Consider the following 24,285-nt stretch of genomic DNA (forward strand, 5'->3'; position numbering starts at 1 on the left):
CGGCTCAGGTGCCGCAGAAGGTCGCCAGCACCCGCTCCTCGGGCTCGGGCGGCAGGCTGTAGCGGGTGAAGCCGGGCTGGTCCTCGTAGGGCCGGGTCAGCACCGCCAGCAGCTCCTCGAAGGGGGCGAAGTCCTCGCGCTCGACCGCCGCCGCCAGCGCCGCCTCCACCCGGTGGTTGCGCGGGATGAAGGCGGGATTGGCGGCGCGCATGGTGGCGAGGCGGGTCGCCGGGTCGGTCGCCTCCAGGGCCAGCCGGGCCTGCCAGCGCTCGGCCCAGGCATCATAGGCCGCGGGGTCGGCGAACAGCGCCCGCGGCGCCGGCTCGCCCGCCAGGGCAGCGCCGAGACCGCGGAAGGTCAGGGTATAGTCCGCCTGGTTCTCCGTCATGGCGGTCAGCAGCGCCTGGGCCAGCTCGGCATCCTCCGGCCGCTCCTCCAGCAGCCCGAGCTTGCGCCGCAGCCCGGCGAGCCAGGCGCCCTGGAAGATCGGGCCGAAGCCGGCCAGCGCCTCCTGCGCCTGGGCCACCGCCCGGTCCTGGTCGGCGTCGAGCAGCGGCAGCAGGGTCTCGGCCAGCCGCGTCAGGTTCCACTGGGCGATGCGCGGCTGGTTGCCGTAGGCGTAGCGGCTGGCCTGGTCGATCGAGCTGAAGACCGTCGCCGGGTCGTAGGCATCCATGAAGGCGCAGGGCCCGTAGTCGATGGTCTCGCCCGAGATGGCGCAGTTGTCGGTGTTCATCACCCCATGGATGAAGCCGACCAGCAGCCACTGCGCGATCAGCCCGGCCTGGGCCGCGACCACCGCCTCGAGCAGGGCGCGGTAGGGGTTGGGCGCCGCGAGCGCCGCCGGGTAGTGCCGGGCGATGGCATGGTCGGCCAGCAGCTGCACCCCCTCGGCATCGCCGCGGGCGGCGAAGAACTGGAAGGTGCCGACCCGGATGTGGCTGGCGGCGACGCGGGTGAGCACCGCCCCGGGCAGCGCCGTCTCGCGCCAGACGCTCTCGCCGGTGGTGACGGCGGCGAGCGCCCGGGTGGTCGGCACGCCGAGCGCCGCCATGGCCTCGGAGACGATGTATTCCCGCAGCACCGGGCCGAGCGCCGCCCTTCCGTCGCCGCCGCGGGAGAAGGGCGTCCGGCCGGAGCCCTTGAGCTGGAGGTCGCGGCGCTGGCCGTCGCGGCCCACCACCTCGCCCAGCAGCAGGGCGCGGCCGTCGCCGAGCTGCGGCACGAAATTGCCGAACTGGTGCCCGGCATAGGCCAGGGCGGCGGCGCCTTCCGGCAGGTCGTTGCCGGCCAGCATGGCGACGCCCTCGGGGCTGGCCAGCCAGGCGGCATCGAGGCCGAGCTGCTCGGCCAGCGGCCCGTTGAGCCGGATGAGCCGCGGCGCGGCGACCGGACGCGGCTCCAGCCGGGCGAAGAAGCGTTCCGGCAGGCGGGTGTAGCTGGTGTCGAAATCGATCTGGACGGGCATGGCGCGGCCTCCGGCGGCGCCCGGGCGGGCCCCGCCTTCAAGGGTCTATGGTGTCTGCGGCAACCGGGGAGGTGGGCATCGCCGGGGCCTGGGTCAACGCGGGGGCGGTATCGGGCGGCAGCTCCGCCGCCGGCTCCTCGCTGCGGCGGGCGGTGAGGCCGATCCAGTCGCGCAGCGCCGCCAGGGTCTCCGGCCGCAGCCGCAGCCCGGCGGCGGTCGCCTGGCGGGTCAGCGCGGCATAGAAGGCGCGGCGGAGGCGGCCGGCGGTATCGGCGGGCTCGGGGGCCGGCTGCCAGTCGAAGCGGGCGCGCAGCAGCCATTGCACCAGCACGTCCACCGCCCGGGCCGGCACGTCGAAGCCGGCGCCGATCGCCTCCGAGACCAGGGCGGCACGGGCCGCCCCGCCCGGCCCGCCCGGCAGCGGCAGCAGGCTCGCCAGCCGGTCGAGCACGAATTCCAGCTCCTCCGGCCCGAGGCGGGGCAGCTCGGTACCCTCCGCGGTGGCCGGGCGCAGCTCGGCCAGGGCGCGGGAGAGCGGGTCATTCCCCGTCTCCGCCTGGGCGAGGGCGGGCGGCTCGTGCCGGCGCGGGTCATAGAGCCAGCCGCCGCCTGGCCCGGCCTCGAGCATCAGGTCGGGGGCGCCCTCGATCAGCTTGGCCAGCGTCCCGGCGCCGCCGAAGCGGCTGCGCCGGACCCAGCCGCCGCACTCGACATGGATGCGCTTGCCCAGCGCCGGCAGGTGCAGCGGGTCCGCCGCGGCGGCCACCATGCGGCGGAGCGCGGCCAGGATGGTGCTGCGCTGGGCCTCCGGCTCGCCGGGGTCGGCGACGGCATCCGGCTCCGTCGCGGCGGGCGGGTGGGCGCCGGAGGATACCGCCGGGAGGGCCGGCACCGGCCCGGCCGGCTCGGGCAGCAGCGCCGCCTCGGCGAAATCCCCGAGCGGCAGCACGGCATCGGCGGCGGCCCGGAAGGCCAGGGCGGAGGCGTCGTGGGTGATGACCAGCGTCCGCCGGTCATGCTCCCGCAGCCGGTGCAGCAGCGGGGTGAAGTCGCTGTCGCCCGAGAGGATCAGGAATTCCTCGAAGCGGGTGGCATGGCCGATGGCATCGGCGATATCGAGGGCCATGACGATGTCGGCGGCATTCTTCAGCCGGGCGAGGCGCGGGCAATCCACCACGGTGAAGCCGGCGCGGACGAAGTCGCCGCGGAAGCGGCTGTAGTAGATGCGGGGCTGGCCGAGCCAGCGGGCCAGGCCGCCGCCGGCCTCCGGCTCGGTCCAGCCGGCCGGGTTCAGGTAGCAGCGGCGCACCAGCAGCCGGCGCGGGCCGCCGGGCAGGGCCTCCGCCAGCCAGTCCAGCCAGCGGCCGGGGTTGGCGGCGAAGCTCCAGGCGGCCCATTCGTCGAGGGCGGCGAGGGTCGAGAAGACATTGTCGAAATCGACATAGAGAGCGGCGCGGCGCGGCTCCGGCACAGGGAATGACTCCAGACGGCGGGGGAATATCGGCGCCCTGCCGCGGTGCCGCAAGCGCGGCGCTTGACGAGCGGCGCCCGCGCTGCCCATGGTCCGCGCCCCACGCCCCCTGACAGGAAACGCCATTCCCATGCCTGCGATCACGCTACCCGACGGGTCCGTCCGCGCCTTCGATGGGCCGGTGACGGGCACTGCCGTCGCGGCGGCGATCGGCCCCGGCCTCGCCAAGGCGGCGCTCGCCATGCAGGTGGATGGCGCGACGCGCGACCTCGCGGCCGAGATCACGGCGGACGCCGCCGTGCGCTTCATCACCCGCCGCGACCCCGAGGCGCTGGAGCTGATCCGGCACGACACCGCGCATGTGCTGGCCGAGGCGGTGCAGGCGCTCTACCCGGGCACCCAGGTGACCATCGGCCCCTCGATCGAGAACGGCTTCTACTACGACTTCGCCCGCAACGAGCCCTTCACGCCGGAGGATTTCGGCGCGATCGAGGCGAAGATGCGGGAGATCATCGCCCGCAACGCCCCCTTCGTGCGCAGCGTCATGCCGCGCGACGAAGCCATCGGGTTCTTCAAGGACAAGGGCGAGAAGTACAAGGCGGAGCTGATCCAGGACCTGCCGACCGACGTCGAGATCAGCCTCTATTCCCAGGGCGACTGGATCGACCTCTGCCGCGGCCCGCACATGCGCGGCACCGGCGACATCGGCGGCGCCTTCAAGCTGACCAAGGTGGCCGGGGCCTATTGGCGCGGCGACCACCGCAACGCCATGCTGTCGCGCATCTACGGCACCGCCTGGCGCGACCAGAAGGAGCTGGACGCCTACCTCCACCAGCTGGAGGAGGCGGAGAAGCGCGACCACCGCAAGATCGGCCGCGAGATGCACCTCTTCCACCTCCAGGAGGAGGCGACCGGCAGCATCTTCTGGCACCCCAAGGGCTGGAAGCTCTACCGGGTGCTGGAGGACTACATGCGCCGCCGGCTCGACCGGACCGACTACCAGGAGGTGAAGACCCCCCAGCTGGTCGACCGCAAGCTCTGGGAGGCCTCCGGCCACTGGGAGAAATTCCGGGAGAACATGTTCATCGCCCGGGTCGAGGACGAGTCCGAGAAGGACCGGGTCCTGGCGCTGAAGCCGATGAACTGCCCCTGCCACGTGCAGATCTTCAACCAGGGGCTCCGCAGCTACCGCGAGCTGCCGCTGCGGATGGCGGAATTCGGCTCCTGCCACCGCTACGAGCCCTCGGGGGCGCTGCACGGCATCATGCGGGTCAGGGCCTTTACCCAGGACGACGCCCACATCTTCTGCTCCGAGGAGCAGATCGCGGCCGAGACGGTGGAATTCGTGGCGCTGCTGTCCTCGATCTACCGCGACCTCGGCTTCGCCGACTTCCGGGTGAAGTTCAGCGACCGGCCGGCCAAGCGGGCGGGCGAGGATGCGGTCTGGGACCAGGCCGAGGGCGCCCTGCGCGAGGCCTGCCGGACGGCCGGCGTGGACTACGAGCTGAACCCGGGGGAGGGCGCCTTCTATGGCCCGAAGCTGGAATTCGTCCTGCGCGACGCCATCGGCCGCGACTGGCAATGCGGCACGCTGCAGGTCGATTTCGTCCTGCCGGAGCGGCTGGATGCGGAATACGTGGCCGAGGACGGCACCCGCCGCCGCCCGGTCATGCTGCACCGGGCCATCCTCGGCAGCTTCGAGCGCTTCATCGGCATCCTGATCGAGCAGCATGCCGGGCGCTTCCCGCTGTGGCTGGCCCCGGTTCAGGTGGTGGTGACCACCATCGTCTCGGACGCCGACGGCTTCGCGCGGGAGGCGGCGGCGGCCCTGGCCAAGGCCGGGATGCGCGTCGACCTCGATCTGCGCAACGAGAAGATCAACCGCAAGGTGGTGGACCACATCGACCAGCGCGTGCCGGTGCTGGCGGTGGTGGGCCGGCGGGAGGCCGAGGAGGGCAGCCTGGTGCTGCGCCGCCTGCCCGGCCGGGAGCAGGTGACCCTGCCGCTGGCCGAGGCGGTGGCGCTGCTCGCGCGGGAGGCAACCCCGCCCGATCTCAGGCAGGCCGATTGTGATGCCGAGGCCGCGGTGGCCTGATCAGCGTTGCGGAACAAGGGCTTGCGCCGGTTGCTTCGCGGTGCGGGGAAGCCGGGCGCTGGCGCTTGCTGTTGCAGCGGCGTGAGGCAGGGCCCATAACTACAGACCAACACGTCGACAGGAGACGACCATAGCCAGAGGTCCCGTTTCGAACCAGATGCCGACCCGCGACGGACCGCGGGTCAATGAAGAAATTCGCGTCCCCCAGGTCCGGTTGATCGATCAGGACGGCGAGATGCTCGGCGTCATGACGGCGCGCGAGGCCATGCTGAAGGCTTTCGAGGTCGGGCTGGATCTGCTCGAAATCAGCCCGAACGCGGTGCCCCCGGTCTGCAAGATCACCGACTACGGCAAGTTCAAGTACGAGGCCCAGAAGAAGGCCAACGAGGCCCGCAAGAAGCAGAAAGTCGTCGAGATCAAGGAAGTCAAGGTTCGCCCGAACATCGACGACCATGACTACGACGTGAAGATGCGCCAGATGAAGGGCTTCATCGAGGAAGGCGACAAGGTCAAGGTGACCCTGCGGTTCCGCGGCCGCGAGATGGCCCACCAGGATCTCGGCATCAAGGTGCTCGAGCGCATCCGGATGGAGCTGGGCGAGACCATCAAGGTCGAGCAGATGCCCCGGCTCGAGAACCGCCAGATGATCATGGTGCTGGCGCCCAAATAGGCTTGACGTTCGGGACGCCGGGTCTTAGGCGTCCGGACTTCGGTCAAGTAGGTCCCCTGCCGGGCAGGGGGCTCCGTCGCTCCGCGAAGTCTCGCGCAGCGGCGCGATACGTTATGGTCTGGCGGGAAGGGTACGGGTCGGTCCGATGTTCGAGGCATTATCCAGCAAGCTGAACGGGGTCTTCGACAAGCTCCGCCGTCGCGGCGCGCTGACCGATGCCGACGTCCAGGAGGCCCTGCGCGAGGTCCGCGTCGCCCTGCTCGAGGCCGATGTCGCCCTGCCGGTGGTGAAGGACATCACCACCAAGGTGCGGGACCGCGCCGTGGGCCAGGAGGTGCTGCGCAGCGTCTCGCCGGCGCAGCAGGTCATCAAGATCGTCAACGACTGCCTGGTGGAAGCGCTCGGCGGCGGCGAGGGTGATACCGGGGCCCGTGGCCTCGACCTCAATGCGCCGTCGCCGGTGCCGATCCTGATGGTCGGGCTCCAGGGCTCGGGCAAGACCACCACCTCCGGCAAGATCGCGTTGCGGCTGAAGAACCGCGACAAGAAGAAGGTGCTGCTCGCCTCGCTCGACGTGCACCGCCCCGCGGCGCAGCTGCAGCTCGAGACGCTGGCGAAGCAGGTGGGCGTCGCCAGCCTGCCGATCATCGCCGGCCAGACGCCGCTGCAGATCGCGGAGCGGGCGATGGACCTCGGGCGGCGCGAGCTCTTCGACGTGGTCATCCTCGACACCGCCGGCCGGCTCGCCATCGACGTGGTGCTGATGGCGGAGGTGGCGGCGGTGAAGGCCGCGACCCATCCGCACGAGACCCTGCTGGTGGTCGATGCCATGACCGGCCAGGACGCGGTGAACACCGCCCGCGCCTTCCAGGACACGGTGGGCGTCACCGGCATCGTCATGACCCGGATCGACGGCGATGCCCGCGGCGGCGCGGCGCTGTCCATGCGGGCGGTCACCGGCGCCCCGATCAAGCTGCTCGGCGCCGGCGAGAAGCTGGATGCGCTGGAGGATTTCCACCCCGACCGCATCGCCTCCCGCATCCTCGGCATGGGCGACATCGTCTCGCTCGTCGAGCGCGCGGCCGAGACCATCGACCAGGCCGACGCCGAGAAGATGGCGGCCCGGATGCAGAAGGGCCAGTTCACGCTGGAGGACTACGCGAGCCAGCTGAAGCAGATCGGCAAGATGGGCTCGCTGTCCGGCATCCTCGGGATGCTGCCGGGCGTGGGCAAGATCAAGCAGCAGCTCGAGGGCGCCAACCTCGACACCACCATCCTGAAGCGCCAGGCCGCCATCATCGGCAGCATGACGGTGAAGGAGCGGCGGGTGCCCGACCTCATCAAGGCCTCCCGCAAGCGGCGCATCGCCGCCGGCAGCGGCGCCACGGTGCAGGAGGTCAACCGGCTGCTGAAGCAATTCGACGAGATGTCCGCGATGATGAAGCGGATGAGCAAGCTCGGCCAGAAGGGGATGATGCGCGGCGGCCTCGCCGCGCTGATGCCGCAGGGGAAGCAAGGCCCCGGCGGACGGCGTCCCTACTGACCCCCACCCACCACACGGAGCGACATTGATACCATGGGCCTGAAGATCCGCCTCGCACGCGCCGGCGCCAAGAAGCGTCCCTACTACCACATCGTGGTGGCCGACAGCCGCAGCCCGCGCGACGGCCGCTTCATCGAGAAGCTGGGCAGCTACAACCCGATGCTGCCCTCCGACCACACCGACCGGGTGCGGCTGGTCGACGAGCGCATCAAGCATTGGCTGGGCGAGGGCGCCGTGGCGACCGACCGCGTGGCGAAGTTCCTCGGCAAGGCCGACCTCGCGCCGATGCCGGTCTTCCCGGAGCAGCCGAAGCAGTCGCTGCCGAAGAAGAAGGCGCAGGAGCGCGCCGCGGCCGCCGCAGCGGCGGCCGGCTAAGACCTTAAGCCAAGGGACCAGGGCCGGTGTCGGGCAAGCGGATATTGGTGGGGGAGATCGGCAGGCCGCACGGGGTGCGCGGCCTGGTGAAGCTGCGCAGCTTCACCGCCGATCCCGCCGCCATCGCCGACTACGGCCCGCTGACCGACGAGGCCGGCACCAGGCGCTACGGCATCACGCTGCTCTCGGAAGGGGTGGCGCGGGTCGAGGGCGTGGCGGACCGCGACGCGGCGCAGAAGCTGACCGGGACACGGCTGTATGTCGAACGGGCGCTGCTGCCGCCGGCCGAGGAGGAGGAGTTCTACCTCGCCGACCTGCTGGGCCTCCGGGCCGAGACCGAGGCGGGTGCGCTGCTCGGCCTGATCCGCGCGGTGGAGGACCATGGCGCCGGCGCCTTCCTGGTGATCGAGGCGACGCCGGAACTGCTGGTGCCCTTCACCCGGGCGGCGGTGCCGGTGATCGACCTCCGGGACGGCCGCGTGGTGGTGATCCCGCCGGACGAGATCGTGGTGCGGCCGGAACCCGGTGCGGAGGATGCCGCATGACTGTTGCGTCTCCCTGGCAAGCCTCCGTCCTCACGCTGTTCCCCGAGATGTTTCCCGGGCCGCTCGGCCAGTCCCTGGCCGGGAAGGCGCTCCGCGAGGGGCGCTGGGCGCTGGAGGCCATCGACATCCGCGGCTTCGCCACCGACCGCCACCGCAGCGTGGACGACACGCCCTGCGGCGGCGGCGCGGGGATGGTGCTGCGGCCGGACGTGGTCGATGCGGCCTGCGCCGCGGCGCTGGCGGCGGGGCCGGACCGGCCGCTGGTGGTGCTGACGCCGCGCGGGCGGCCGCTGGACCAGGCCATGGTGCGCGGCTTCGCCGCGGCGCCCGGCGTGGTGCTGCTCTGCGGCCGGTTCGAGGGCATCGACCAGCGGGTGATCGAGGCACGGGCGATGACCGAGGTCTCGATCGGCGACTACGTGCTCTCGGGCGGCGAGCCGGCGGCGCTGGTGCTGCTCGATGCCTGCGTGCGGCTGCTGCCCGGCGTCATGGGCGCGGCCGAGAGCGGGGAGGAGGAGAGCTTCTCCTCGGGCCTGCTGGAGTACCCGCACTACACCCGCCCGACGGTCTGGAACGACCGCGCCGTGCCGCCCGTGCTGCTCTCCGGCCATCATGCCGAGATCGCGCGCTGGCGGCGGGCGCAGGCCGAGGCCATCACCCGCGAGCGCCGCCCCGAGCTCTGGGCGCGATACGCCGCGGCCAACCCCATCGCTGCTTCGCGTGCGCCGCTTGCCGGTCACCCCGACGCCGCCTAAATCAAGATACGAGAAGGACCAAGCCATGAACCTGCTGCAGCAGTTCGAAGCGGAACAGCTCACCCGCCTCTCCGCCGCCCGCGCCGTGCCGGACTTCGGCCCCGGCGACACGGTGCGCGTGATGGTGCGCGTCGTCGAAGGCGAGCGCGTCCGCACCCAGGCCTATGAGGGCGTGGTCATCGCCCGCAGCAACAAGGGCGTGAACAGCAACTTCACCGTCCGCAAGCTCTCCTACGGCGAGGGCGTCGAGCGGGTCTTCCCGCTGTACTCGCCCTCGGTGACCGAGATCCTGGTGCTGCGGCGCGGCAAGGTGCGGCGCGCGAAGCTGTATTACCTGCGGGGCCGGACCGGCAAGGCGGCGCGCATCGTCGAGAAGCGCGACCCGCGGCCGGCCAAGGCCGAGGCCGCACCGGCCGAAGCCAAGGCCTGAGATACCCCGAATGCCCCGTTCCGGAAGGAGCGGGGCTTCTGTTCTTTTGACTGGGTAGGGGACAAGCAAGATGTCAGCGCAGAAGCCGCGCACGCTGTTCGACAAGATCTGGGACGCGCATGTCGTCGAGACGCTGCCCGACGGTACGGCCCTGCTCTACATCGACCTTCACCTCACCCATGAAGTGACCACGCCGCAGGCCTTCGACGGCCTCCGCGCCGCCGGCCGCAAGCTGCGCCGGCCCGACCGGACGCTGGGCGTGATCGACCACAACATCGCCACCGATGCCAGCCGCTACACCGGGATCGTCGATCCGGAAAGCCGCCTGCAGGTGGAGACGCTGGAGCGCAACGCCGTCGAATTCGGCATGCCGCTGATCCCGCTGCTGGATGCCCGCCAGGGCATCGTGCACGTCATCGGGCCGGAGCTGGGCCGTTCGTTGCCGGGCATGACCATCGTCTGCGGCGACAGCCACACCAGCACCCATGGCGCCATGGGGGCGCTGGCCTTCGGCATCGGCACATCCGAGGTCGAGCACGTGCTGGCGACCCAGACGCTGCTGCAGAAGCCGGCGAAGAATATGCAGGTGCTGGTCGAGGGCAACCTCGCGGTCGGCTGTTCCGGCAAGGACATCACCCTTGCCGTCATCGGCAAGATCGGCACCGCCGGCGGCACCGGCCATGTGATCGAATACGCCGGCGACGCCATCCGCGCGCTCGACATGGCCGGGCGGATGACGGTCTGCAACATGTCGATCGAGGGCGGCGCCCGGGCCGGCATGGTGGCCCCCGACCAGACCACCTTCGACTACATCATGAAGACCCCGAACGGCCCCAAGGGCGAAGCCTTCGAGCAGGCGCTGGCCTGGTGGAAGACGCTGCCGACCGACGCCGGCGCGCATTTCGACACGGTGGTGAAGCTGGCCGCGCATGAGATCGCGCCGCAGGTCACCTGGGGCACCAGCCCCGAGGACGTGCTGCCCATCACCGGCGTGGTGCCGAACCCGGAGGAGGCGGCCGACGAGGCCCGCCGTGCCCAGCTCCGCCGCATGGTGGAGTACATGGGCCTCACGCCCGGGCAGCGGCTGCAGGACCTGAAGATCGACGTCGCCTTCATCGGCAGCTGCACCAACAGCCGGATCGAGGATATCCGCATCGCCGCGGCCATCGCCCGCGGCCGCCGCGTGGCGGACGGCGTGCGCGCGCTGGTGGTGCCGGGGTCGGGCCTGGTGAAGAAGCAGGCGGAGGCCGAAGGGCTCGACCGCATCCTCACCGAGGCCGGCTTCGAGTGGCGCGAGGCGGGCTGCTCGATGTGCCTCGGCATGAACCCGGACAAGCTGACGCCGGGCCAGCGCAGCGCGTCCACCAGCAACCGCAACTTCGAGGGCCGCCAGGGCCCGGGCGGCCGCACCCACCTGCTGAGCCCCGCCATGGCCGCCGCCGCCGCCATCGCCGGGCACCTGGCCGATGTGCGCGACTACCAGCCGAAGGAGAGCGTGTGATGCAGGCCTTCACCACGCTGACCGGCATCGCCGCGCCCATGCCGGCCGCCAATGTCGATACCGACAAGATCATCCCGGCCCGCTTCCTCAAGTCGATCAGCCGCAGCGGCTTCGGCAAGCATCTGTTCGCCAACATGCGCTTCAACCCGGACGGGTCGGAGAACCCCGACTTCGTCCTTAACAAGGAGCCGTACCGGAAGGCCGAGGTCCTCATCGCCTATGAGAATTTCGGCTGCGGCTCCTCGCGCGAGCACGCGCCCTGGGCGTTGCTCGACTTCGGTATCCGCTGCGTCATCGCCCCCGACTTCGCCGACATCTTCAACAACAACTGCTTCAAGAACGGCGTGCTGCCGGTCCGCCTGCCGCGCGAGGTCTGCGAGCAGCTGATGGAGGACGCCCGCCTCGGCGGCAATGCGCGGATCACGGTCGATCTCGAGCGCGAGGTGGTGGTGCGCCCCTCGGGCGAGGAGATCCCCTTCAAGATCGATCCGCTGCGCCGGCACCTGATGCTGAACGGCCTCGACGACATCGGCCAAACCATGCAGCACGGCGCCTCCATCGACAGCTTCGAGGCGAAGCAGCAGGCCGCCCAGCCCTGGCTGCACGGCTGAGCCGGAAGGAAACCGACCAATGGCTGCCAACAAGACGCTGCTGATGCTGCCGGGCGACGGCATCGGCCCCGAAGTCATGCGCGAGGTCCGCCGCATCATCGAGTGGATGGACCGCCGCCGCAGCGTGACCTTCCGGATCGAGGAGGGGCTGGTCGGCGGCGCCGCCATCGATGCCGAGGGCACCCCCTGCTCCGACGCCACCGTGGCCCGCGCCAAGGCGGCGGATGCCGTGCTCTTCGGCAGCGTCGGCGGCCCGAAGTGGGACAGCCAGCCCTTCGAGAACCGGCCCGAGCTCGGCGTGCTGCGGCTGCGCAAGGAGCTCGGCCTGTTCGCCAACCTGCGCCCGGCGCTGGTGCTGAACCCGCTGGTCGATGCCTCCTCGCTGAAGCCCGACGTGGTCCGCGGCGTGGACATCATGGTGGTGCGGGAATCCACGGGTGGCATCTACTTCGGCGAGCCGCGCGGGATCGAGACCATGCCGGACGGCAAGCGCCGCGGCGTCGATACCGAGGTTTATACCGAGGACGAGATCGCCCGGGTCGCCCGCGTCGGCTTCGACCTGGCGCGCAAGCGCCGGGGCAAGATGACCTCGGTCGAGAAGGCCAATGTCATGCAGTCCGGCCGGCTGTGGCGGGCGGTGGTGGGGGAGATCGGCCGCGCCGAATACCCCGACGTGCAGCTCGAGCACATGTACGCCGACAATTGCGCCATGCAGCTCTGCTCGCGGCCGAAGCAGTTCGACGTCATCCTCGGCTCCAACCTGTTCGGCGACCTGCTGAGCGACCTGGCGGCGGCGCTGACCGGCTCGCTCGGGATGCTGCCCTCGGCGACGCTCGGCGCGGTGGATGCCACCTCGGGCAAGCGCCACGCGCTCTACGAGCCGGTGCACGGCAGCGCGCCGGATATCGCCGGCAAGGGCATCGCCAATCCCTGCGCCCAGATCCTCTCCTTCGCCATGCTGCTGCGCTGGTCCTTCGGCATGGAGGAGGACGCGGCCCTGCTGGAGACGGCGGTGGAGAAGGTGCTCGGCGGCGGCCTGCGCACGGCCGACATCATGCAGACCGGCATGGCCCGCGTCGGCACCGGCGTGATGGGCGAGGCGGTGATGCGCGAATTGGAGAAGCTGACCGCCTGATCGCCTCCGGCGGCGGGATTGGGGGTTGCGCCGCGGCGCAGCCTCCGCTATTCCGCCGCCTCGCCGCGAAAGCGGCCTGCGCGCCCGTAGCTCAGCTGGATAGAGCACCAGACTACGAATCTGGGGGTCAGGAGTTCGAATCTCTTCGGGCGCGCCATTCTTTCCCACCATGCGGTTGACGCGGCCTCGCCTGGCCCGGATCGCCCCTTCCCATGCCTGAATCCGATCCGCCCGCCGCCCTGGGCCCAGCCTCGCCCTGCACCGGGCGGTGCCGGCTCGATGCGCCGCAGCGCCATTGCCTCGGCTGCGGCCGCAGCCTGGCGGAGATCGCCGCCTGGCCGACGGCCACCGCCGCGGCCCGGCAGGCGATCCTGCTGGCCCTGGCCGGCCGGCGGAAGCCCGGCGGCGGCTGAGGCCCGGCGGCAGCCCTGGCCCCGCGCCCGGGCCGGCACCATCTCTCCGTGATGCGGTGGCTGCTCCTCGGCCTGTGTTGTCTCGCGGCCGGCCTGGCCTTCGGCCTGCGCCACCTGCCGCCGGCCTGGGATCCCCGCACCCCGCTCGACCTCACCGCGCCGCCCAACCTGCTGACCGGGGCCAAGCTCGGCTGGATGGCTCGGCACCCCGAGACCTGCTTCGCCGCCTTCGCCCTCTCCGGCATCCCGGTCGACCGGGTACCGGACCGCGCCTCCGAGGTGGGCTGCGGCCTGCAGGACGTGGTGCGCCTGGCCGGCGCCGTCCGTGCCGCGCCGGGCGTGCCGCTGGTCACCTGCCCCCTGGCCGCCGCCTGGGTGCTGTTCGAGCGCAACACCCTGCAGCCCGCCGCGCAACGCCACCTCGGCAGTCCCGTGGCGGGCCTGCGCCACCTCGGCAGCCATGCCTGCCGCAACGTGAACCATGCCGAGGCGGGGCGGCGCAGCCAGCATGCCACCGCCAACGCGATCGATGTCGCGGGCTTCGTGCTGCAGGACCGCCGCGAGGTGCAGCTGGCCCAGGGCTGGTCGGGGGCGCCGGCGGAGGCGGCCTTCCTGCGGGCGGTGCGGGACGGGGCCTGCCGGTGGTTCAACGGCGTCTTCGGGCCGGACTACAACGCCGCGCACCGGGACCATTTCCACCTCGACATGGGCCCCTGGCGAAGCTGCCGCTGAGGCATCCGCCCCGCCTGCAGACCGCGGCGTTTGGCGATATCCGCCGGCATGCCGCACACTCCCCGGGGCAAGGTGGAGGTCTATCGTGAAGCGTCGTGATTTCCTGACCCTGGCGGCCGGCACCGCGGCACTGGCACGGCCCGGGGTGCTGCGCGCCCAGGGAACCGCCGGGGCGTCGTCGGTGCTCCGGTTCGTTCCCCAGTCGGACCTGACGCTGCTCGACCCGGTGTTCAACACCGCGCTGGTGACGCGCAACCACGGCATGATGGTCTACGACCAGCTCTATGGCCTCGACAGCAGCTACGAGGCCCGGCCGCAGCTGGTCGAGGGCCATGTCATCGAGGATGACGGCCGCACCTGGCGCATCACCCTGCGGGGGGGCACCACCTTCCACGACGGCACGCCGATCCTGGCCCGCGACGCCATCGCCAGCATCGACCGCTGGACCCGCGCCGACGTGCTCGGCCAGAACATCCGCGCCATCACCCAGGAGATGACGGCGGTCTCCGACCGCGTCTTCCTGGTGAAGCTGAAGCAGCCCTTCCCGCTGCTGGCGACCGCCCTGGCCAAGCCTTCCTCCTACTGCCCGGTGATGCAGGAGCGCTTCGCCCGCAATCCGACCTCGACGCAGGTGACCGAGATCGTCGGCAGCGGCCCCTTCCGCTGGGTGGCCGACGAGCGGATGTCCGGCTCGCGCGCGGTCTACGAGCGCTTCGCCGGCTACAAGCCGCGCGACGAGCCGGTGAGCTTCCTCGCCGGCGGCAAGATCGCCCGGGTGGACCGCGTCGAGTGGCACACCATCCCGGATGCCGCGACCGCCGGCGCCGCGCTGCAGCGGGGCGAGGTGGACTGGTGGGAGCAGCCCGCGGCCGACCTGCTGCCGCTGCTGAAGCGCGCCCGCAACGTCAAGGTCGAAGTGAAGGACAAGGCGGGGCTGATGGGCATGATCCGCCTCAACCACCTCCAGCCGCCCTTCGACAACCCGGCGATCCGCCGCGCCTTCCTCCCCGCCATCAACCAGACCGACTACCTGACGGCGGTGATGGGCGACGACCGCTCGCTCTGGAACGACCGCTGCGGCTTCTTCCTGCCCGGCACCGCGCTGGCGACCGAGGCCGGGCTTGAGGCGATGGCCGGGGCGCCGGACTACGACAAGGTCCGGCGCAACCTCCAGGCCGCGGGCTACAAGGGCGAGAAGGTGGTGCTGGCGGTGCCGACCGACCTCACCGCGCTGAATGCGATGAGCGAGATCGCCGGCGACATGTTCCGCCGGGTCGGCATCAACCTGGACTACCAGGCCTCCGACTGGGGCTCGGTCGCCGGGCGGGTGATGAACAACCGGGACGGCTTGGACAAGGGCGGCTGGAGCGCCTGGTGCAACTACATCCCCGGCATCATCGCCCTCAACCCGGCGACGCAATCCTATGTCCGCGGCCCCGGCCGGGCGGGGACCTCCGGCTGGCCCGACCTGCCGAAGATCGAGGCGCTGCGCGAGCAGTTCCTCGCCGCCGGCAGCCTCGCCGAGCAGAAGCGCCTCACCGAGCAGATCCAGCTGCAGGCCTTCGAGGACATCCCCTACCTGCCGACCGGCGCCTATACCCCGCCCACCGCCTTCCGCAGCAACGTCACCGGCCTGATCGAGGGCTTCCCGCTGTTCTACAACCTGCAGAAGTCCTGATCCCATGCCGCTCTACGATGACCCCACCGCCCGGCCGGACAGCACGGTCAACGTCGGCCCCCGCTTCACCTACCCCACCGCGGGGGACCACCACTGGCAGGAGATGCGCCCCTTCGAGGCCCCGCGCGGGGACCCCGAGTGGCACGAGGTGCATGTCTATACCGACGCCATCTCCTATGCGCCCGGCGAGTGCGTGCAGTTCCACGGCAGCACCAATGCCGCGGCCTTCACCCTCGAGGTGATGCGGGACGGGCTGAAGCCCGAGGTGGTGCACCGCGCGGAGGGCCTGCCGGGCCGGGCCACGGCCATGCCGGCGGATGCCTACGAAGCCGGCTGCGGCTGGCCGGTGCTGCACCGCTGGACGCTGCCGGCCGGCCTGCCCTCGGGCTTCTACCTGGTCGAGTCGACCGTCGCCCGGCGGCAGGGCGGCCGCTTCGTGCAGCACCACTTCTTCGTCGTGCGGCCGGCGGCCGGCGCCGCGGCGGGACGGCTGCTGCACGTGCTGCCCACCTGCACCTACACCGCTTACAACGACTGGGGCGGCGCCAACCACTACGGCGGCAGCCATGGCCCCGCCCGCAACGCCATGTCACCGCTGCTGAGCCTGCAGCGGCCCTGGACGCGGGGCCTGGTGAAGCTGCCGGAGAATGCGCCGCGCATCTGCGCCACCACGCCTGAGCCGATGATGCCGCTGCGCTACGACTTCAAGGAATGGTCCTACGCCAACGGCTTCAGCTACTACTACGCGGCGACCGGCTGGGCGCAGTACGACCGGCACTTCGCGCTATGGGCCGAGCGCGAGGGCTATGCCGTCGACACCATCACCCAGACCGACCTGCACCTCCGCCCCGAGCTGCTGGATGGCTACGGCGGCGTCGTCATCGTCGGCCACGACGAGTACTGGACGCGGGAGATGCGGCTCGCGGTCGAGAGCTACGTGGACCGCGGCGGCCATCTCGCCCGCTTCGGCGCCAACTTCACCTGGCAGGTCCGGCTGGAGGAGGAGGGCCGGCGCCAGGTCTGCCACAAGAGCAACGCCCACCGCACCGACCCGATCCGCGCGACCGGCGACGACACGCGGCTGACCAGCGCCTGGGAGGACCGGCACGTCCGCTGGCCCGGCGCCACCACCGTCGGGGTGAACGGCCTCGGCGGCACCTACGCGAACTGGGGCCGCTTCACCCCGCGCGGCAGCCGCGGCTTCACCGTCTACCGGCCGGAGCACTGGGCCTTCGCCGATACCGACCTCAGCTACGGCGACGTCTTCGGCGCCGAGGCCCGCATCTTCGGCTACGAGGTGGATGGCGTCGACTACACCTTCCGCGACGGCCTGCCCTACCCGACGGGCAAGGACGGCACGCCGGACAGCGTCGAGATCCTGGCCATGACACCGGCGGTCATGGCCGAGGCTCCGCTCGAGAGCTACACGCTCCGCGCCTATGTCGGCGCGCACGACTGGTACGAGAAGGCCGAGATGATCCATGGCGTCGCCGATGCGGCGACGCTGGCGAAATCCTACCATGGCTCCGGCATGATGGTGTCGATGCGGCGCGGCAAGGGCGAGGTGCTGACCGCCGCGAGCTGCGAGTGGGTGATGGGGCTGACGCGCGGCTGCGCCTATACCCAGCGGATCACCCGCACCATCCTCGACCGCTTCGGCGCCGCCCCCGCGCCCGGCCCGGGGGAGGGCTAGCCCGGGCTTCGGCCGGCCGCCTCAGGGCTGGCCGGGCCGCTGCAGCGGCAGCATCCGGTCCAGCGTCCCGTCGCGCCGGACCGCGACATGCCAGACGGTGCCGGCGATATGCAGCAGCACCAGCCCGTAGACCGCGAACTGGGTCCAGACGTGGATGCGGTTGGCGATGATCCCGAGCGTCTCGTTCTTCGGCAGCCCCGGCAGGCCGAACAGGCCGAAGAAGGGCACCGGCTGGCCGTTGCCCGCCATCAGGTAGCCGGTTGCTGGCATCAGCAGCAGCACGGCATAGAGCAGCCAGTGGGTGGCCTGCGCCAGCCGCCGCGCCGCCGTGCCGGTCGCGGCCGGCAGCGGCGGCGGCGGATGCGCGGCGCGCCAGCTGAGCCGGGCGACGACCAGCAGGAAGATCATGATGCCGCAGGATTCGTGCAGCAGGTACCAGAACACCCGGATCGGGCCTTCGGGGAAATTCTCCGCCACCCAGACGAAGGGCAGCATGAGGCCGAGCAGCGCGGTCGTGACCCAGTGCAGCAGCTGCGCCATGCCGGTATAGCGCATCATGCCCGCCTCATCCTTGCTGTACGGCATGCGCCATCCCTGGAGTTTCGTGGTGACAGGCCGGCCCGGGCCGCCCGGCGCCGGCGCGGCGCCCGGCCCCGCGGGCAAGGGCTCGGGCCGGGATGAGCGGGAGAGCAGGCATGGATGATAGTGCGGTCAGTGTCCTCACCCTGGTCAAGGGCCGCGAGCGCCATCTGCGCAACCTGCTGGCCGGGCTGGCGGCGGGAACGCGGCGGCCGGATCGATGCGTCGTCGTCGACATGGGCGAGCAGCCGGTCGAGCTTTCGGCGCTGCCCTTCCCGGTCACCCTGCACCGCATGCCGCAGCCCGGGCTGCCGCTGGCCGCGGCGCGCAACGCCGCGGCGCGGCTGGCCGGGACGCCGGGGCTGGTCTTCCTCGACGTCGACTGCATCCCGGCGCCGGATCTCGTCGCCGGCCTGGCCCGGGATGTCGCCGGCGCGGCGGCGCTGATCTGCTGCGAGGTGCTCTATCTCCCGGCCGAGGCGGCCTCGGCCGGCCTCGACCCGCGGCGCCTCCGCGCCCTCGGCCGGCGCCATCCGCTGCGGCAATTCCCCGGGACCGGGCTGCGGCCGGAGGCCAATGCCGGGCTGTTCTGGTCGCTGGCCTTCGCCACCCGCCGCGCCGTCTTCGAGCGGCTCGGCGGCTTCGACGAGGCCTATGTCGGCTATGGCGCGGAGGATACCGACCTCGCCTTCCGCGCCCGCGACGCCGGCGTGCCGCTGCTCTTCACCGCCAGCACCTGCGCCTTCCACCAGTACCATCCGGTCTACGACCCGCCGCTGCAGCACTTCGCCGACATCATCGCCAATGCGGACCGCTTCCGGCGGCAGCATGGCATCTGGCCGATGGACGGCTGGCTGCGGGCCTTCGCCGCCATGGGGCTGATCGCGCCGCCGCCGGCCGAGGGGGGGCTGACGCTGCTGCGGCATCCCACCGCCGCGGAGGTCGCCGCCGCCGCCCGGCCGCCGGCCGAGGCCTACGGTCCATAGGCTTCGGCGCGATCGGCCGCGGCATCGATGAAGACCGCGGCCCGGTCCAGCGCGTCCGGGTCGTGCAACGCGGCGATCCGGCCGGGGTCGAGGGCCGCCGCCTCGCGCAGCAGGGCGGGCCAGGCGGCGGCCGCCGGCCAGGCGGGCCGCACCACGGCGGCGCCGAGGCCGGCGAGGCGCGCCGCCTTCTCCGCCTGCTCGCCGAAGGGGCGGGGCTCCGGCAGGCAGAGGAAGCGCTTGCCGAGCGCCGCCACCTCGGCGACCAGCCCGTCGCCGGCGCCGCCGATGACCAGGTCGGCGCCGGCGAGGATGGCCTGGGCATCCGCCCGCCAGCCCAGCAGGGCCAGGTTGACGGGCGGCGCGGCGTCCGCGGGCACCACCGGGCCGAGCACCCGCCAGGCGTGGTCCGGGGTCGCCCGCGCGGCCGCCGCCAGGGCGGCGCCGTCGCCGCCGCCGCCGCCCCGGCCGAAGACGACGACGATCCCGCCGCCCTCCGTGGCGGGCGGGGCGGGGACGGCCAGGAAGCCGGTATGGACGGACTTCCGCAGGACCCAGGCCGGGGTGCCGCTGGACTCCAGCGGGGCCGGGAAGGGGGCGATCAGCGCCTCGGCGGCCCGGAAGGCGGCGAGGTGCGGCGGGTCCTCGCGCCGCCCGTTGAGCCGGACATAGAGGAAGGGCGTGGCGCAGAGGCGGGACAGCAGGGCGACCTCGACCGAGACGTCCACCACCAGCAGGGCCGGGCGCCGGGCGGCGATCCAGCCGGCGATGGCGGCGGCGCGGCGCCGCGTCCCCTCATGCCCGAGCGGGGCGTAGTGCAGCCCCGGCACGCCGGCGAGGTCGCCGTGCCGGGCCGGGTCCCGGACGGCATCGTCGGGCAGGTCGAGGACGGGGCAGGGGGCCCGCGCCCGCTGGTCCGCCGGGATGGTGCCGAGCAGCACGCAGGGGCGCCGCAGCCGCCGGGCCAGCGCCGTGGCGCGCTGCCAGTGCCCGATGCCCTGGTGGTGCAGGTAGTAGCCGACCGGCCTCATCCGAGGCCGGCCATGGCGGGCACCGCGGCCCGCGTCCGGCCGCCGTGGAAGCGGGCGATCTCGTCGTGGTAGAGGCGCTCGTATCGGTCCACCATCACCGCGGCGTCGCACTGGGCTTCCGCGCGGCTGCGGCAGGCGCTGCGGGAGAGGGCCGCCGCCGCCGGGATGGCGCGGGCCAGGGCCTCGACGTCATCGGCGGGGACGAGGCGGCCGGTGCGGGCATCGAGCAGGTCCGGCAGGGCGCCGCGGGCGAAGCCGGCGACCGGCGTGCCGCAGGCCAACGCCTCGGCGACGACCAGGCCGTAGGCCTCCTCCCAGCAGGGGGTCACCAGGCTGACGGACGCCCGCGCCACCTCCTGCACCAGCTCCGGATGGCCGAGATGGCCGACATAGACGATGTCGCCGCCGAGCGCCGGCGCGACGAAGCCCTCCCAGTAGGCCCGGTCCTCGATCGGCCCCAGGATCCGCAGCGGCATGCGCGCGAGGCGCGCGGCGGCGATCGCCAGGTGCAGCCCCTTCTCCGGCACAAGCCGGCCGCTCCAGACGGCCCGCGGCATGGCCGGCGGCTCGAGGCGGGCGCGGAACAGCCCGAGGTCGATGCCGTTCGGGATTGTGTCGGTCACCGGAACGATCGGCTGCCAGAGGCGCCGCATCGCCGCCGACACCGCCACGAAGCGCAGCGGGCGCTGAGGCGGCGCGGCGGCCGCGGCCTCCAGCTCCTCGAAGGGCGGGCAGTGCAGCGTCGTCACCATGGCAGCCGGGATGCGGTCCGCCCGGTCCAGCGGGAGGTAGTGCAGCGAATTGTTGTGGACCAAGTCGAAGCCGCCGCGCTCGAGGCGCCCGACGATGCGGGCATAGGCCGCATGCTCCACCCGCGCGGTGACCGCGGCCTCCTGCAGCGTCGCCGGCGTGCCGGTCGGCGTGCAGATGGCCTGCAGATCGCAGACGGGGTCCGAGCCGGCGGCGGCGAAGAGCGTCACCCGGTGGCCGCGGGCCTGCAGGTGGCGGACCAGGAGATGGGTCTGGGCCTCGAGGCCGCCGGCGAAGGGCTCGGCGATGGGATGCTTGAGATGGGACAGGACCGCGATCCTCACGCGCCACCGACCATGGGCCCCAGCCCCTTCCATCGGCCGGCCCGGCCCGCGATCCGGCGGAGGCGACCCCCGAGCTGGCCTGCCATCAGCTGCCGATGACCCGGACCGGATGGGTGAAGACCTCGAAGCCGCTGCCGCGTGCGACCGCGACGAGGGTGACGCCGCAGGCCTCCGCCGTGCGTACCGCCAGCGCGGTCGGCGCGGAGACGGCGGCGATCACCGGCGCGCCGATCCGCGCCGCCTTCTGCACCATCTCCACCGAGACGCGGCTGGTGAGCGCGATCAGCCCGCCCGCGCCGGCCTCGCCGGCTCGCGCCAGGGCCCCGGCGAGCTTGTCCAGCGCGTTGTGCCGGCCGACATCCTCGCGGATGGCGACCAGCCCGTGGTCCGGGCGCCAGAAGGCCGCGGCATGCACCGCGCGGGCATCCCGGTTCATCGCCTGGGCCTCGGCCAGGGCCGCCATCGCCGCCTCGATCGCCCCGGGCCAGAGCCGCAGCGCGGAGCGCACCGGCGGCACCGCCCGCGCCGCCTCCTCCAGCGACTGGATGCCGCAGAGGCCGCAGCCCACGGGTCCGGCCAGGGCCCGGCGTCGCCCCAGCTGGCGCAGCCCGCTCTCCTCGGCGAGCCGCATCCGCACCTCGCAGCCGAGCGCGCCGCGCGGCACCACCTCCAGCTCCTCGATGGCGCCGGCGGCGGAGACGATAGCCTCGGTCAGGGAGAAGCCGAGGGCGAAGTCCTCCAGGTCCGCGGGGCTGGCCATCATCACCGCATGCGTGGCCCCGTCGTAGACCAGCGCCACCGCGGTCTCCTCGGCCAGGACCCGCTCGCCCGGGAAGAGCGAGGTGCCGGAGACGGCGACGCGCGGCAGGGTGGCCAGGGGAGGGGCCAGGGGAGGGGCCAGGGGCGGGGCCAAGCTCATGCGGCGGCCATGGCCTGCAGCCGGACCGGGATCGACTTGGCGGCCGGCACCTTGCTGTGCTCGGCATGGTGCCAGAGCGGGATCAGCGGGTTGCACTCGGGGTAGTAGGCGGCGCAGCAGCCGGCCGGGATATCGTAGTAGGTCACCCGGAAGCCCTCGACGCGGCGGGGGATGCCGTCCTCCACCGCCGTGGCCAGGGCCACCGCCGCGCCGTCCGCGAGGCCGAGCCGCGCCGCGTCGCCGGCATTCATGAACAGCACCATCCGGGTGCCGCTGACCCCGCGGAAGCGGTCGTCGTAGCCGTAGATGGTGGTGTTGAACTGGTCGTTGGAGCGGATCGTGATGAGCTGCAGCACGTCCGGCTGCGGCGCCACCGCGGTGTCGGGGTTTTCCTCGAGGGAGGCGGGGGTGAGGAAATTCGCCTTGCCCGTTTCGGTCTTCCATTCCCGCTGCCGGGCCGGGAGCGGCCGGTGGAAGCCGCTGCCTTCGAAGACGCGGGTGTTGAAGCCCGCAAAGGTCTCCGGGTAGGTCGCCTCGATGGCATCGCGCACGCGGCCGTAGTCCGCCACCCAGTCAGCCCAGGGCAGGCGCGGGTTGGGGGGCAGCGTCGCCTGGGCGATGCCGGCGACGATCGCCGGCTCGGAGCGCAGCTCCGGCCCGGCCGGCGCCACCTGGCCGCGGCTCGGGTGGATCTTGGTCATGGTGTCCTCGCAGGTGACCGACTGCGGCCCCGCCGCCTGCTCATCCACCTCGATCCGCCCGAGGCAGGGCAGCAGGTAGGCGACCTCGCCGTTGACGAGGTGGCTCCGGTTCAGCTTGGTCGAGATCTGCACCGTCAGCCGCAGCCGGGGCCAGGCTTCCTCCATCGCCGCCGTCTCCGGCACCGCGCGGATGAAATTGCCGCCGAGGCTCAGGAAGGCGCGGACCGTCCCGGCGATGATGCCCTCGCAGGCCTCGACCGTGTTCAGCCCGGACTCGCGCGGCGGCGTGAAGCCGTATTGCTCGGCCAGCCGGTCGAGCGGCACCAGCTCCGGCTTCTCGCTGATGCCGACGGTGCGTTGGCCCTGGACGTTGGAGTGCCCGCGCACCGGCAGCACGCCGGCGCCGGGCTTGCCGATGTTGCCGCGCAGCAGCAGCAGGTTGACCACCATGCGCACGTTCTCGACGCCGGTGCGGTGCTGCGTCAGCCCCATGCCGTAGACGGCGATGGCCGACCCGCTGCGGGCGTAGATCGCCGCGGTCTCGGCCAGCGCGGCGCGGCCGAGGCCGGAGCGCGCCTCGAGCGCCGCCCAGTCGGCGGCGCGGGCCGCGGCGGCGAAGGCGCCGAAGCCGTGGGTGTGCTCGGCGATGAAGGCATGGTCGATCCAGGGCGCCGTCCCGGCCGCCGCCGCCGCGTCGTCGCCCTCGAGCAGCGCCTTGCAGATGCCGAGGATGGCGGCGATGTCGCCGCCGGCCTTGACCTGGTGGTAGTGCGAGGAGATGCGCGTCTCCGACCGGGTGAGCATCTCGCGCGGCGACTGGGGATTGGTGAAGCGCTCCCAGCCGCGCTCCCGTAGCGGGTTGAAGGTGATCATCGGGACGCCGCGCTTCGCCGCCTCCTGCAGCGGGTGCAGCATGCGCGGGCTGTTGGTGCCGACGTTCTGCCCGAAGGAGAGGATCAGCTCGGTCCGCTTGAAATCCTCGAGCAGGATGGTGCCGACCGGCGCGCCGATCGACTCCGGCAGGCCGACCGAGGTGCTCTCGTGGCACATGTTGGAACTGTCGGGCAGGTTGTTGTGGCCGTAGAGCCTGGCGAAGAGGCCCCACATGTAGGAGGTCTCCAGCGAGGCGCGGCCGGAGGCGTAGAAGACGGTGCTGCGGGGCTCGAGCGCCCGCAGCTCCGCGCCGATCTCGCGGAAGGCCGCCTCCCAGGACACCGGCACCCAGCGGTCGCTCGCGTGGTCGAGGCGCATCGGGCGCAGCAGGCGGCCCTCGGCCTCGAGGTCGTGGTCGGTCCAGCCGCGCAGCTCGCTCACCGTGTGCCGGGCGAAGAAGTCGTCCGGCACGCGCCTGCGGGTGATCTCCCAGGCCGTCGCCTTGGCGCCGTTCTCGCAGTACTCGAAGGTCGCGGCCTCGTCGGGCTTGGCCCAGGAGCAGGAGACGCAGGAGTACCCCTCCGGCTTGTTCTGCCGCAGCAGGGTGGCATTGCCGGTGGCCAGCCGCTGCTGCTTGGTCAGGACGCTCTCGACCGAGCGGAGCGAGCCCCAGCCGCCTGCGGGACCGGTGTAGGGTCTGATCCGGATCTTCTCGCTCATGTCGGCCTCTGTGCCACGTCCCGGGAGGGCGCCGCTGTTCGGGGGAGGGGGGTCAGGCCGGCCGGCCCGTGGCAGCAGCCCGCGGCGCATCGGGCGAAGGGCCGGCGGGGACTGCCGGATGCCGATCGGGAGTATCCGCCACCATGCTGCAACCCCTGGGCGCTGCGACCGGGGAAGCCTTCCCGCCCCGGCGCCGATGGGGGGAAGGCGACCCATGCGTCCTGACGGCCATGCGGTCGCCGGGACAAGCGCCACGGGCCCGGCTTCGTT

General features: G+C 72.4%; 22 protein-coding genes and 1 tRNA gene. 16 read left to right on the forward strand and 7 right to left on the reverse strand.

Annotated elements, in window-relative coordinates; translation table 11 throughout:
• Positions 1-4 precede the first annotated feature (4 nt).
• Entirely contained in the window at positions 5-1,468 is a 1,464-nt protein-coding gene (locus QWZ14_RS16420) for a protein adenylyltransferase SelO (protein ID WP_290317829.1), read from the reverse strand.
• Between the two features lie 37 nt (positions 1,469-1,505).
• Positions 1,506-2,939, reverse strand: a complete 1,434-nt coding sequence (locus tag QWZ14_RS16425) for an NYN domain-containing protein (protein WP_290317830.1) — start codon at positions 2,937-2,939, stop codon at positions 1,506-1,508.
• Between the two features lie 130 nt (positions 2,940-3,069).
• Here QWZ14_RS16425 and thrS point away from each other — a divergent pair, with 130 nt between their 5' ends.
• The 15 genes from thrS to QWZ14_RS16500 all read left to right on the forward strand — a co-directional run bounded on the left by thrS (position 3,070) and on the right by QWZ14_RS16500 (position 17,115).
• A complete protein-coding gene (thrS, locus tag QWZ14_RS16430; RefSeq protein ID WP_290317831.1) occupies positions 3,070-5,034 on the forward strand; it encodes a threonine--tRNA ligase in 1,965 nt (654 codons plus the stop codon).
• 157 nt (positions 5,035-5,191) lie between these two features.
• A complete protein-coding gene (infC, locus tag QWZ14_RS16435) occupies positions 5,192-5,704 on the forward strand; it encodes a translation initiation factor IF-3 (protein WP_290317832.1) in 513 nt (170 codons plus the stop codon).
• Positions 5,705-5,849: 145 nt separating this feature from the next.
• Positions 5,850-7,247, forward strand: coding sequence for a signal recognition particle protein (gene ffh, locus QWZ14_RS16440; RefSeq protein WP_290317833.1), 1,398 nt, complete (start codon positions 5,850-5,852; stop codon positions 7,245-7,247).
• A 33-nt stretch (positions 7,248-7,280) separates the two neighbouring features.
• A complete protein-coding gene (gene rpsP, locus QWZ14_RS16445) occupies positions 7,281-7,622 on the forward strand; it encodes a 30S ribosomal protein S16 (protein WP_290317834.1) in 342 nt (113 codons plus the stop codon).
• A 26-nt stretch (positions 7,623-7,648) separates the two neighbouring features.
• The gene (gene rimM / locus QWZ14_RS16450; protein WP_290317835.1) at positions 7,649-8,167 is read left to right on the forward strand and encodes a ribosome maturation factor RimM; all 519 of its coding nucleotides are present in this window, start codon (positions 7,649-7,651) and stop codon (positions 8,165-8,167) included.
• Complete coding sequence (trmD, locus tag QWZ14_RS16455; RefSeq protein WP_290317836.1) at positions 8,164-8,922, forward strand: tRNA (guanosine(37)-N1)-methyltransferase TrmD; 759 nt, start codon at positions 8,164-8,166, stop codon at positions 8,920-8,922. Before rimM ends, trmD begins: the two co-directional genes overlap by 4 nt.
• Before the next feature lie 25 nt (positions 8,923-8,947).
• A complete protein-coding gene (gene rplS, locus QWZ14_RS16460; protein ID WP_290317838.1) occupies positions 8,948-9,352 on the forward strand; it encodes a 50S ribosomal protein L19 in 405 nt (134 codons plus the stop codon).
• Positions 9,353-9,422: 70 nt separating this feature from the next.
• Positions 9,423-10,853: a 3-isopropylmalate dehydratase large subunit gene (gene leuC, locus QWZ14_RS16465; RefSeq protein WP_290317840.1), complete on the forward strand. Its 1,431-nt coding sequence runs from the start codon at positions 9,423-9,425 to the stop codon at positions 10,851-10,853.
• The gene (gene leuD / locus QWZ14_RS16470; protein ID WP_290317841.1) at positions 10,853-11,464 is read left to right on the forward strand and encodes a 3-isopropylmalate dehydratase small subunit; all 612 of its coding nucleotides are present in this window, start codon (positions 10,853-10,855) and stop codon (positions 11,462-11,464) included. The genes leuC and leuD overlap by 1 nt, the downstream gene beginning before the upstream one ends.
• Positions 11,465-11,483: 19 nt before the next feature.
• The gene (gene leuB / locus QWZ14_RS16475; protein WP_290317842.1) at positions 11,484-12,599 is read left to right on the forward strand and encodes a 3-isopropylmalate dehydrogenase; all 1,116 of its coding nucleotides are present in this window, start codon (positions 11,484-11,486) and stop codon (positions 12,597-12,599) included.
• Positions 12,600-12,679: 80 nt separating this feature from the next.
• Positions 12,680-12,756, forward strand: a tRNA-Arg gene (locus QWZ14_RS16480).
• A gap of 55 nt (positions 12,757-12,811) precedes the next feature.
• Positions 12,812-13,012 carry a DUF1289 domain-containing protein gene (locus tag QWZ14_RS16485; protein ID WP_290317843.1) on the forward strand — a complete coding sequence of 67 codons (201 nt, stop codon included), beginning with the start codon at positions 12,812-12,814 and terminating at the stop codon, positions 13,010-13,012.
• A gap of 51 nt (positions 13,013-13,063) precedes the next feature.
• Entirely contained in the window at positions 13,064-13,744 is a 681-nt protein-coding gene (locus QWZ14_RS16490; RefSeq protein ID WP_290317844.1) for an extensin-like domain-containing protein, read from the forward strand.
• Positions 13,745-13,829: 85 nt separating this feature from the next.
• Positions 13,830-15,422, forward strand: a complete 1,593-nt coding sequence (locus QWZ14_RS16495) for an ABC transporter substrate-binding protein (protein WP_290317845.1) — start codon at positions 13,830-13,832, stop codon at positions 15,420-15,422.
• 4 nt (positions 15,423-15,426) lie between these two features.
• Positions 15,427-17,115 (forward strand): N,N-dimethylformamidase beta subunit family domain-containing protein, encoded by a 1,689-nt coding sequence (locus QWZ14_RS16500; protein ID WP_290317846.1) that lies wholly within the window; start codon positions 15,427-15,429, stop codon positions 17,113-17,115.
• Positions 17,116-17,136: 21 nt separating this feature from the next.
• Here QWZ14_RS16500 and QWZ14_RS16505 read toward each other — a convergent pair whose 3' ends face one another.
• Positions 17,137-17,673: a cytochrome b gene (locus tag QWZ14_RS16505; protein ID WP_290317847.1), complete on the reverse strand. Its 537-nt coding sequence runs from the start codon at positions 17,671-17,673 to the stop codon at positions 17,137-17,139.
• A gap of 137 nt (positions 17,674-17,810) precedes the next feature.
• Here QWZ14_RS16505 and QWZ14_RS16510 point away from each other — a divergent pair, with 137 nt between their 5' ends.
• Positions 17,811-18,680, forward strand: coding sequence for a glycosyltransferase family 2 protein (locus QWZ14_RS16510; RefSeq protein ID WP_290317848.1), 870 nt, complete (start codon positions 17,811-17,813; stop codon positions 18,678-18,680).
• Here the strand turns inward: QWZ14_RS16510 and QWZ14_RS16515 are convergent.
• The 4 genes from QWZ14_RS16515 to QWZ14_RS16530 form a co-directional block, all read right to left on the reverse strand.
• On the reverse strand, positions 18,668-19,708 hold the full coding sequence (locus tag QWZ14_RS16515) for a glycosyltransferase (RefSeq protein WP_290317849.1): 1,041 nt from the start codon (positions 19,706-19,708) through the stop codon (positions 18,668-18,670). The two genes, QWZ14_RS16510 and QWZ14_RS16515, sit on opposite strands and share 13 nt — an antisense overlap.
• Positions 19,705-20,802, reverse strand: a complete 1,098-nt coding sequence (locus tag QWZ14_RS16520) for a glycosyltransferase (protein ID WP_290317850.1) — start codon at positions 20,800-20,802, stop codon at positions 19,705-19,707. The genes QWZ14_RS16515 and QWZ14_RS16520 overlap by 4 nt, the downstream gene beginning before the upstream one ends.
• 85 nt (positions 20,803-20,887) lie before the next feature.
• Entirely contained in the window at positions 20,888-21,721 is an 834-nt protein-coding gene (gene fdhD / locus QWZ14_RS16525) for a formate dehydrogenase accessory sulfurtransferase FdhD (protein WP_290317851.1), read from the reverse strand.
• Positions 21,718-24,015 carry an FdhF/YdeP family oxidoreductase gene (locus QWZ14_RS16530; protein WP_290317852.1) on the reverse strand — a complete coding sequence of 766 codons (2,298 nt, stop codon included), beginning with the start codon at positions 24,013-24,015 and terminating at the stop codon, positions 21,718-21,720. Before QWZ14_RS16530 ends, fdhD begins: the two co-directional genes overlap by 4 nt.
• Between the last annotated feature and the right edge of the window lie 270 nt (positions 24,016-24,285).

The organism is Paeniroseomonas aquatica, assembly GCF_030409335.1.
GTDB classification, from domain to species: domain Bacteria; phylum Pseudomonadota; class Alphaproteobacteria; order Acetobacterales; family Acetobacteraceae; genus Belnapia; species Belnapia aquatica.

Excerpts from the sequence above, each read along its gene's own strand:
- QWZ14_RS16420 (WP_290317829.1), bottom strand. The coding sequence starts at position 1,468 with ATGCCCGTCCAGATCGATTTCGACACCAGCTACACCCGCCTGCCGGAA.
- thrS (WP_290317831.1), top strand. The coding sequence starts at position 3,070 with ATGCCTGCGATCACGCTACCCGACGGGTCCGTCCGCGCCTTCGATGGG.
- infC (WP_290317832.1), top strand. The coding sequence starts at position 5,192 with ATGCCGACCCGCGACGGACCGCGGGTCAATGAAGAAATTCGCGTCCCC.
- ffh (WP_290317833.1), top strand. The coding sequence starts at position 5,850 with ATGTTCGAGGCATTATCCAGCAAGCTGAACGGGGTCTTCGACAAGCTC.
- rpsP (WP_290317834.1), top strand. The coding sequence starts at position 7,281 with ATGGGCCTGAAGATCCGCCTCGCACGCGCCGGCGCCAAGAAGCGTCCC.
- trmD (WP_290317836.1), top strand. The coding sequence starts at position 8,164 with ATGACTGTTGCGTCTCCCTGGCAAGCCTCCGTCCTCACGCTGTTCCCC.
- rplS (WP_290317838.1), top strand. The coding sequence starts at position 8,948 with ATGAACCTGCTGCAGCAGTTCGAAGCGGAACAGCTCACCCGCCTCTCC.
- leuC (WP_290317840.1), top strand. The coding sequence starts at position 9,423 with ATGTCAGCGCAGAAGCCGCGCACGCTGTTCGACAAGATCTGGGACGCG.
- leuD (WP_290317841.1), top strand. The coding sequence starts at position 10,853 with ATGCAGGCCTTCACCACGCTGACCGGCATCGCCGCGCCCATGCCGGCC.
- leuB (WP_290317842.1), top strand. The coding sequence starts at position 11,484 with ATGGCTGCCAACAAGACGCTGCTGATGCTGCCGGGCGACGGCATCGGC.
- QWZ14_RS16485 (WP_290317843.1), top strand. The coding sequence starts at position 12,812 with ATGCCTGAATCCGATCCGCCCGCCGCCCTGGGCCCAGCCTCGCCCTGC.
- QWZ14_RS16490 (WP_290317844.1), top strand. The coding sequence starts at position 13,064 with ATGCGGTGGCTGCTCCTCGGCCTGTGTTGTCTCGCGGCCGGCCTGGCC.
- QWZ14_RS16500 (WP_290317846.1), top strand. The coding sequence starts at position 15,427 with ATGCCGCTCTACGATGACCCCACCGCCCGGCCGGACAGCACGGTCAAC.
- QWZ14_RS16505 (WP_290317847.1), bottom strand. The coding sequence starts at position 17,673 with ATGATGCGCTATACCGGCATGGCGCAGCTGCTGCACTGGGTCACGACC.
- QWZ14_RS16510 (WP_290317848.1), top strand. The coding sequence starts at position 17,811 with ATGGATGATAGTGCGGTCAGTGTCCTCACCCTGGTCAAGGGCCGCGAG.
- QWZ14_RS16515 (WP_290317849.1), bottom strand. The coding sequence starts at position 19,708 with ATGAGGCCGGTCGGCTACTACCTGCACCACCAGGGCATCGGGCACTGG.
- fdhD (WP_290317851.1), bottom strand. The coding sequence starts at position 21,721 with ATGAGCTTGGCCCCGCCCCTGGCCCCTCCCCTGGCCCCTCCCCTGGCC.
- QWZ14_RS16530 (WP_290317852.1), bottom strand. The coding sequence starts at position 24,015 with ATGAGCGAGAAGATCCGGATCAGACCCTACACCGGTCCCGCAGGCGGC.